Annotated in this window: 6 protein-coding genes; 2 read left to right on the forward strand and 4 right to left on the reverse strand. The window is 60.6% G+C overall.

The genetic code is table 11. From position 1 onward, the window contains the following. Positions 1–291 precede the first annotated feature (291 nt). Both E1958_RS00935 and E1958_RS00940 read right to left on the reverse strand, forming a co-directional pair. On the reverse strand, positions 292–1,758 hold the full coding sequence (locus E1958_RS00935) for a glycosyl hydrolase family 57 (RefSeq protein ID WP_133510197.1): 1,467 nt from the start codon (positions 1,756–1,758) through the stop codon (positions 292–294). Positions 1,759–2,092: 334 nt separating this feature from the next. Further along, positions 2,093–3,277, reverse strand: coding sequence for a polysaccharide deacetylase family protein (locus E1958_RS00940; RefSeq protein ID WP_133510198.1), 1,185 nt, complete (start codon positions 3,275–3,277; stop codon positions 2,093–2,095). A 149-nt stretch (positions 3,278–3,426) separates the two neighbouring features. Between E1958_RS00940 and E1958_RS00945 the strand changes: the two genes are divergently transcribed. Next, the gene (locus E1958_RS00945) at positions 3,427–3,735 is read left to right on the forward strand and encodes a hypothetical protein (RefSeq protein ID WP_243448370.1); all 309 of its coding nucleotides are present in this window, start codon (positions 3,427–3,429) and stop codon (positions 3,733–3,735) included. Between the two features lie 412 nt (positions 3,736–4,147). Beyond that, complete coding sequence (locus tag E1958_RS00950) at positions 4,148–5,506, forward strand: HAD-IC family P-type ATPase (protein ID WP_243725213.1); 1,359 nt, start codon at positions 4,148–4,150, stop codon at positions 5,504–5,506. A gap of 509 nt (positions 5,507–6,015) precedes the next feature. Here the strand turns inward: E1958_RS00950 and E1958_RS00955 are convergent. Continuing rightward, positions 6,016–6,486: a hypothetical protein gene (locus E1958_RS00955; RefSeq protein ID WP_133510199.1), complete on the reverse strand. Its 471-nt coding sequence runs from the start codon at positions 6,484–6,486 to the stop codon at positions 6,016–6,018. Continuing rightward, positions 6,483–6,819: nucleotidyltransferase domain-containing protein (locus E1958_RS00960; protein ID WP_208108555.1), on the reverse strand; the 337-nt coding region annotated here is incomplete at its 5' end. The genes E1958_RS00955 and E1958_RS00960, both read right to left, overlap by 4 nt.

Consider the following 6,819-nt stretch of genomic DNA (forward strand, 5'->3'; position numbering starts at 1 on the left):
AACGCAAATCGGTCGCAAAAGATCAGATGATCTTTTCTGTCCGCAGATGACGCAGATTGCCACAGATTGTTTTGTTTTTAATCCGTGAAGACCTGTGTAATCCGCGGATAGATCGAAGCAACCGGCTCATTTTTCCCATACTCAATTCGAGCCTTTCAACGCAAATCAATCGACGATTCTTCATTCCGTTGCGTCCATTTGCGCTGATTTGCGGCTAACTTTTCCGTGAAGATCCTGCTCACTCAATGTTTCGGTTGTTGAGAGCATTCGCGCGATTCGTAGTTCTCTCTTCTACTTGAAATCCTTGGTCAGGATCTCGGTTGCCCGCCGGCAGAGCTCCCGTCCGTAGTCGGTCCACAGGCCTTGGCCCCAGTAGCGATAGCAGCTGGTCTGGGAGCTCATCAGGTGGAACAGGGCATTGCGGTAGCGGTGTTCGCCGGTGGACACACCGGGTACCAGTACCTTCTCGTTGAACAGGGCACTGACCGCTTCCATGGGCCCCAGCACATTGTCGTAGCCCCGCACCCAGGACAGGTCGTTGGTCCAGCTGCCGCCTTCCATATGGAAGCTGTGGTCCGACTGCTTGAGCGCCTCGATCACCTTCTTCAGGCGTTCGGGTCCGTCGCCGGGGGTCATCCGGTCCCAAATCTGGTGGTGGAATAGGGGCTGGAGCTCGGGCAGGTCGGATTCCTTTACTCCCATGGCGAACAGGTGCTCCAGATACTCGCTGGCGTTCATGAGCGGCACCTCGGACCCGCTGGACTGCCGCACGGCCTCCATGAACTTGTCCGGGAACTCATTCATCATGACCCCCCCGTTCTCCCCGTCGGCGATCTGGGTGACCAGGGGCGGCACGGATTTGCCTGCCAGCTCGAGGCGGTTCAGCCCCTGGGCCTCGTACCAGGGCTGCATCTGGGCCACCAGCTTGGTGTCCGAGCCCTGGGTCTTGACGATGGCGATGATGCTCGCCGTCTCTCCCCGCGAGTTGGTGCATACCAGGCGGTGGGGCAGATGGGGACGCTGCGGATGCCAGCCGTTCTCCGGTTGTTCGACCGTGTGCTCCTGGACCAGGACCCACTGGTAGCCACAGTCCTTGAGGGTCTTGACGAACTCATAGGCCACGTCGGGATGGTTGGGCAGGGCCATCTCCGAAGGCGAGAAGCCGCGCACCCGCTCCAGGGCCTCCCAGCCGAAGATGGCGGCGAAGTGGTGCTGCCAGGCCCGCACGTGCAGGCGGTAGTCCTGCACCGGCGTCGAGGGGGCCACCGCATGGCCCCAAGGCATACCGAGCCATTCGGTGGTCCAGGCGTAGTCCGAATTGCAGGTGATGGTCTTGAGGGCGTCGACGACGTCGTCACGCCCCATATGACGCAACCCGTGCAGCAGGGTACCCGAGTACTCCAGCATGACCCGCGGCGATTTGCCCTCTCCTACCAGCTGGGGAATGAACTCGCCCATGCGCTTGTAGCACCAGGCAAAGGTCTCGGCGTTGTGGTTATCGCCGATGTCCGGGTGTTCCGCCATGTATTGCAGATTGCTGATGATGGCCGCCGTGCCCAGGTCGTCGCCCCCGGCGGGGATCAGGGGCTGATGTTGGTGGAGGGCGATGGCCGTAGCGGCGCGGATGGTGCCGAAGTCCACGCCCCCACGGTCCTTGAATAGGGCCTTACCGGCACCGATGGCCAGCGCCTGCTCGACTGCGGCCTCATTGCCGGACACATTGGGTACACCTTCCACATATTCGGGTAACTGGTTCACGGTATTGGTCTCGTTATTGGTTCTCGTTGTCGAGGGACTGTCTATGGTTCGGCGACGGAGGAATTATACCTGTCATTAAGTTAAGCGTTACCGGTCGGCAAAGTAAGAAAAGAAACGACGAATCACGCGAATCTTCACGAAATTGTCATCCCGAACCGAAGGGAGGGATCTTGTTCGCGCCGATTCGTCGTTTTCTCTTTCGTATTCCGACCCACCACGGCAAGCGGCCAACCGCTAACTTAATAGCATTGGGAATTGTACCCCTTGCCGTGAAGCATTCGGCAGGCGAGGTGCAAGGAGTCGATTTGGGGTGACGGGACGGTGGGGGCGCACCTTATCCCAAGCGCGCCCGGGCGTGGTTCAGGGCCTCCCAAGATGCGGCCATATCCGCATCGGAACGCTGGACCCAGTCCTCGCCCCAGTAAAAGTTGCAACTGGTCTCCGCCCGCAACAGGCGCCAGGTGGCCTCCTCCAGATCCTGTTGGAAACCCGGGTCGTCCGCAATACCCCGCTCGGCGGCCTGCCAGGCGGCTTCTTGAACCGCCGCGCTGAGCGTTCCGATTGCGCCCAGGGCCGTCCGCTGTCGGTCGGAGCCGGTCCATTGGATGAAACCGTGCCCGTCGTGCCAGCCGGTGTTCCAGGCCCCGGTGCGAACCCGTACCTCGCCGTGGGCACCGTGCAGGTTCAAATAGTCGCTGATAAAGGTCGGAGACACTGCGGATTGGCCAGCGCGGACCCGCTCCAGGAGCGGCAGGTAAAAGGCGCTCCAGAAGTTGGCCCCGGCCGTGGTATTGCGGAACCAACCACCGTTTTCGCCGTCGGTACAGGTGGTCACCAGCGGGACGAAGTCGCACCACTTGGTGCGCTCGGCGACCTCGTTGTTGAACCAATCCACATCCATGCCCGCCTCTTGGGCATTGGATAGGTCCCGATCACGGACGATGACCAGGATCTCATCCTCACCGTGGCGCGCGATATGGGGCCGGTAACGGAGCTCCTGCCAGCTCATGGGCGTGACCGGCTCCAGGTGTTCGCTGTCTACCAACACATAGCGATAGTCGAAGGACCGCAGCAGGGGGATGAGCTCCATGGCAAAACCCATCTCCGGCGGCCAGAAACCTTGAAAGCGTGGGCGCCAGAGGATATGACGCGCAATGCCCAGCCAGCGCTGCAGCTGTTGGTGCCGGTCCGTCTCGGGGATCAGGGGTAATACCGGATGGTAAAAACCCGTCCCCAGGATCTCGAACACATCCTGGTTCTGGAAGTGCCACAACAGGGAGCCGCAGTCGACGACACCGTAGACCCGTTGCTGAAACCCCGGGTTGTTCAGGGTCTCCAACAGGGTCCCGGACAGGGATAAATGGACCCGTGCCACGTCCTCCGAGCCCCACAGGCTGCGCGGGATTCGATCGAGGGCGTAGAGAATCTCCTTGGCCTCCCAATTGCCGTCGTTCAGCAGATTCTGCAGGTTGTCCGGGGGCTGGTGGAGGTTTAGTACCAGTGCGTGATGGGCGATCATCCGGGAGCTTCTCGATAAACGAAAGTTCCTACAAAGAATAGCAGAAATCGGCGCCATGCTTGCACGGTGCGGTTGGAAGTTTTGAGCTTGATCCGAGCCGGCGGCACCGGCACCATTCGGGGTAGTGATCACAGCCTCGAGTCACAAGTATGCCCCAGATCCTCATGGACCCGGAGTCCAAGTCCCTGGAAGAGCGTTTTGCCCTGATCAAGACACCGCGCAGGAACCGGCCCCGGTACCCCGAGGCCTGCGTGACCCCGGTCGCCGGCGAGCAGGAGGCCCGCGCCGGGGCCGCGCCGGCACGTAACCTCCATCCGGCCCTGGTCTATGGTCCATCGAAATCGTCCGAAGGGCAGCGTATCTATTACCTGGATACGCTGGCTCGATTAGTTGTAACGGCCCGCAAAACCGGATGTTTGCGAGCCCAACTGATTATGTTCGCAAGCCGTTACAGGTAGCAGTGAAAACTGAATGGAATCACAAACAAGGCGTTGCTCCTAAAAGAAAAACCAGGTTCCTGCCGTGAATTCACGGGCATTGTGAATTGTGGGTATCATCGAATCTACGGTGCGGATTCGGGATAAACGATAAAGATTCCCATTTACATCAGTAGTGCTAACGGTTATCATTTACAGTATACGAATGCACCAAGCCACCTAGATCAGTTCCCGTTCCTCAAACCAGGTTGCTTCCTTAGCCAGTTCGGACCGACCGAGCAACAAGCTGATGTCGAGTCCTGGATGGGAGCGGCATCGCCGGTCGAGGAGGTCCGCGCCAACCCTGCGGCCAAAGCCCTGATCGTGCGCTACAAGGGGGGGGAGAGACGGCCGCGAAGCCGTAATCAAGCGGCTGGAAGGATTCCCCGGTGAGGTGATCCCTGGCTACAGTGATGAGAGTATCCGCGAGGCCGAATTTACCCCCATGGTGACCACGGCCATGACCTTGGCCGTCCTGCCCTTCCTGACGCCACGGATGCAGAAAGTGGTGACCTTCGTCAACGTCGGCTCCACGCTCGTCAAGGGCGCCGATGTGCTGATCAAGGAGGGCATCAAGATGGAGGTCCTCGACGCCCTGGCAGTAGGGCTCGCCGCTGCCGACGGCGAGGTCTACACCGCGAACATCACCGACTTGCTGCTGAGTTTGGGCGAGTTCCTGGAGCGGCGCACCGAGCGTCAGTCCGATCGGCTGCTGCGCCGGCTCCTGCGTCCCGAGCCCGCCATGGCCTGGGTGGAGCGGGACGGCGAGCTGGTCCAGATCAACGGCGACGAAGTGTGCAAGGGCGAGATCGTTACTGTCGGTGTGGGCGAGACGGTCCCGGTGGACGGGCGGGTCGTGGACGGCGTGGCCCTGGTCAATCAAGCGGCCGTCACCGGTGAGGACGTCCCGGTGCTTAGGGAAGCACCCAAGCGTGTGATCGCAGGCTCGGTGCTGGAGGAGGGACAAATCCGCGTCGAGGCGGTCCAAGTGGGCGCCGACACCACGACGGCCCGGGTCTCCCGGTTCATTCAGGAGTCCCTGTCCAAACGCTCGGACACCCAGCGCCTGGCCGAGGAGCTGGCGGATAAGCGCGTCTACCTCACGCTGGGCACCGGCGGCATCGTCTATGCCCTCACCCCGGATTTGACCCAGCTGCAATCCGTCTTCCTGGTCGATTACTCCTGTGCGCTCAAGCTCGGTACCCCGGTGGCCTTCAAGTCCGGCATCTACCGCGCGGCCGAGCACGGTGTCCTGATGAAGGGCGGCGAGGCCATCGAGCACCTGGCCGAGATCGACACCCTGGTCTTCGACAAGACGGGTACGCTGACCCACAGCGAGCTGATCGTGACCGATGTGCTCGTTCTGGCCCGTGACGATGGCTGTACGGAGGAAGGCCTGCTCGCACTGGTGGCGTCCGTCGAGGAGCATGCCAGACACCCGGTCGCCGAAGCGGTAGTGGAGGCGGCCAAGGAGTGGGACCTGCAACACATCTCCCACGGCGCGCTCATGGACGATCGCCTGAGCGCCGTCGCCGACGCCCGCGAGATCGCGGCCAAGACCATGGGCCTGATCCGCGGCAACTTCAAAGCGGCCGTCGGTATCAACACCGCCATCCTCGGGGGCGCCATCTCCGGGTGGCTATCCCCCGTCGCCAGCGCTCTGCTGCATAACGGAACGACGATCGGCATCCTGCTCAATGCGCTGAAGGGCGTGCGTCTATCCGGTGGAGGCGATCAGCCCTTGGCGCGGTAACGACCCGATTCCCAGGGTGTCGCGGTGAAACTGGCGGGACAAACCCCAGGGCAACCGAACGATAAATCGATAGCAAGTTCATGGTGCTGGGTTTCGTACCTCGATAGTGGTAAATTTCTAACTGATAGAGTGGTTGATAGTCCAAGTCTGCCGACCTGCATAGCGGTCTGACCTATCCTCTGCCAGTTAAAGATTTACCACTACCCGTACCTCAACCCAGCCTACCTGACTGAAAAGTTGGTAGGTTGGGCAAAGGCGCGTACTGCCCAACCGGCGGTCGAGCCGACGGCCCATATCGCGCCGTGCTCAACAGCCGATAGGCACGCCCGCTTTGTGCCTCCTAACAAGCAGCCGCGGTGCGGGACCCTCCGCGGAATGACCACAGCCCTAGACCATCTTGCTAGGTGCTTGCTTTGCCCACCCTACGCCGACCCATCCTCCTCTCCATACCTTAGTCGGCACGCAAAATGTCTCGGAAGCTGTCTGGTTAAAAGCAATCCTGAATAGTGCTATGAGACAGCCCCCAAGCCGCCGTACCTTGCGATCAGCACGCGTCCAAAAGCGGCAACCTTTGGCGTCAGCTCGATAAGCAGAGGAGTAAGCTCGAGTACGGCAAGGTGCAGCTCATGAAGCCTGTCCTCGACGTATTCGTGTGCGATCAGGTTACGCAGCTCGCGAATACGCACGAGATCGGGGGCTGCGATCCAGCCTCTTTTCTCCGCCCGCTCTATACGATCCAGCAAGCTGCCCTTGGGGACCAGCTCCAGATCGTCTATCAGTCGCATAACGCGCTGAATATGCAGATCGGCGAGTCGGGAGAAGCGGCTGGCGAGGGATTCGAAGCGCTCCAGCTCTTCGGGTGTCCACTGAGGCTTGTCCTTTAGAGCTTGGACTCGATCGATGGAGTAGCCGAGGTGCTCTGTTGCCTTCTCCAGGACTCGCAACTCGTCTTCCAGTAGCGCCAGTCTTTCAGGTTTCACAAGCGGATCCCTTCCGCTTGAGCAATACGCATGAATGGTGGGGTCGGGTCAGGCGTCACTACCAGGTCGATGCACCTGTCTCCGAGCCGACGATGGATCTCGCCGAGTATGTCCAACTTGGTCATGAGGTCGATCTGCTTCGAGATCACCAACAAGTCGATATCACCCCCCCGACCCTCATCATTGATCCTCGATCCGAAAAGATAGATCTCGGCTTGCGGGTCGCGGTCTCGGATGGCCCTTACGACAGTTCGGCTCTGGCTTGCGGTCAGTCTCACAGGATGCATACTAACACACATCCCGCTCACGGCGGTGCGAGCGCGGCTGCGAATT

It is taken from the genome of Candidatus Thiosymbion oneisti (assembly GCF_004359955.1).
In the GTDB taxonomy this organism is placed as follows: domain Bacteria; phylum Pseudomonadota; class Gammaproteobacteria; order Chromatiales; family Chromatiaceae; genus Thiosymbion; species Thiosymbion oneisti.